Annotated in this window: 2 protein-coding genes; both read right to left on the reverse strand. The window is 65.1% G+C overall.

Annotated elements, in window-relative coordinates; all coding sequences use genetic code 11:
* Nucleotides 1–445: 445 nt before the first annotated feature.
* Nucleotides 446–1,639: an IS91 family transposase gene (locus AAHB17_RS24395; protein WP_342133655.1), complete on the reverse strand. Its 1,194-nt coding sequence runs from the start codon at nt 1,637–1,639 to the stop codon at nt 446–448.
* 7 nt (nt 1,640–1,646) lie between these two features.
* Nucleotides 1,647–1,815: tyrosine-type recombinase/integrase (locus AAHB17_RS24400; RefSeq protein ID WP_342133656.1), on the reverse strand; the 169-nt coding region annotated here is incomplete at its 5' end.

Raw genomic sequence — 1,815 nt, forward strand, 5'->3', positions numbered from 1 at the left:
GGTAGAACCAAGGGAAATGCCGTGTCACGGCTGGTGGAGACAACGCTCGGGACCTGGCTGGCGCTACTTCAGCGGTAGTGGGATGACAGCCTTAGTTAAGGGTTGTAGGACGCCCGCCCGTGCAGGCGCGCCGATGACACACGCTGACCACCAAGGGTGGGCGTCGTACAAGCCTCTAGGGAGGAAACCGCGTCGAGTACCAATCTGGGCGCACCAGTTGGCAGCTATGGGGAATTGACCGCGCGTAGTGAGGTGGGAGGTGGCACCTGCGCCGCGTGATCGGCCCGCCACGGTGTTGTCACGGGGTACTGCTCTGTTTCAGCCTCATGGATAAGGCCGCTTCTACCGGGCCACCATCGCCGTTTCCGCAGTCGGACGCAGCTGGTCCCCACGGGCTGTCGTGAGCCCGCCGCGAACACCAGCAAGGTTTCACGTGCCAACGCGGTCATGGCGGCCCTCGCTGGTGAGGTGTGCGAATGGACTGCTCACGTGCGAACGTCTCGACGATGAGCATCATCGCTCCGCAGTGGACGCACACGAAGGTTGGTCGACCCGGTTCAGCGCTGGCACACCGGGTCTTCTCGATCTGCCCAGCTGGCACTTCAGGCACAAGCAGCTGGCGCGCCTGCTCAAGGTGCTCCCGCCGATGGTTGTTGGCCAGCAACCCGTAGTGGCGAATCCGGTGGAACCCGCTGGGCAACACGTGCAGCAGAAAGCGACGCATGAACTCTTCGGGTTGAAGCGTCATCACCTTGTGCCGTGTTCGCCCTTTGTCACGGTAGTCCTTCCAACGGAAGGTCACGCCGCGCTCGTCGTGCGCCACCAGGCGCGAGTTGGAGATGGCCACCCGGTGCGTATAGCGCGAGAGGTAGGCCAACACCGCCTGCGGCCCCGCAAACGGCTTCTTGGCATAGACCACCCACTCGCACCGGCGCAGCGGTGCCAACCACCTCGCGAATGCCTTGGGGTCTGTCAGACCCGCGTGTTCCGAGAAGAACTGCAGCTTGCCCGCTCGGTACGCTGTGGCCAGTTCCTCCAGATACCGCCGCCGGAACAGGCGTGAGAGCACCCGCACCGGCAGGAAGAAACCCGGTCGGCACGCCACCCAACGCTGGCCGTCCAGCGATAGCCCGCCGCCGGGCACGATGCCGTGGACGTGCGGGTGGTGGGTGAGTGCCGACCCCCAGGTATGCAGCACCAGCGTGGCGCCGATTTGCGCACCCAGGTGTTTGGGGTCGGCGGCGATGGTGCGCAGCGTTTCGGCCGCCACCTCGAACAGCAGGCCATAGAGGACGGCCTTGTTGTAGTACGCGATCTCGCTGATGGGTGCTGGCAGCGTGAAGACCACGTGGAAGTAGTCCACCGGCAGCAGATCGGCCTGCCGGGCATCGAGCCAGCGTTGGGCGGCGGTGGCCTGGCACTTGGGGCAATGCCGGTTGCGGCATGAGTTGTAGGCGATCTGCAGGCGTTGGCAGTCCTGACAGCGCAGCACATGTCCTCCCAGTGCCGCGCAGCGGCACTGCTCGATGGCTGTCATGACCTTGAGCTGACCCAGGCTCAGGTGGGAGCGCTGGGCTTGCCGCCAGGTTGGCCCGTGGGTGCGGAAGATGTCCGCCACCTCCAGAGCAGCGGTGCCCATAGTGCGCCTACGCGGTGCTCAGCTGCTCCAGCGGACTGACCACCTCGCGCAGGATGTCGGTGGCCACTTGCGTGTACATGGCCGTCGTCTCCAACTTCTTGTGCCCGAGCAGGACCTGGATCACCCGGATGTCCACCTTCTGCTCCAGCAAGTGGGTGGCGAAGCTGTGGCGCAGC

This window comes from Hydrogenophaga sp. OTU3427, assembly GCF_038440225.1.
Classification (GTDB): Bacteria; Pseudomonadota; Gammaproteobacteria; order Burkholderiales; family Burkholderiaceae_C; genus Hydrogenophaga.

Excerpts from the sequence above, each read along its gene's own strand:
- AAHB17_RS24395 (WP_342133655.1), bottom strand. The coding sequence starts at position 1,639 with ATGGGCACCGCTGCTCTGGAGGTGGCGGACATCTTCCGCACCCACGGG.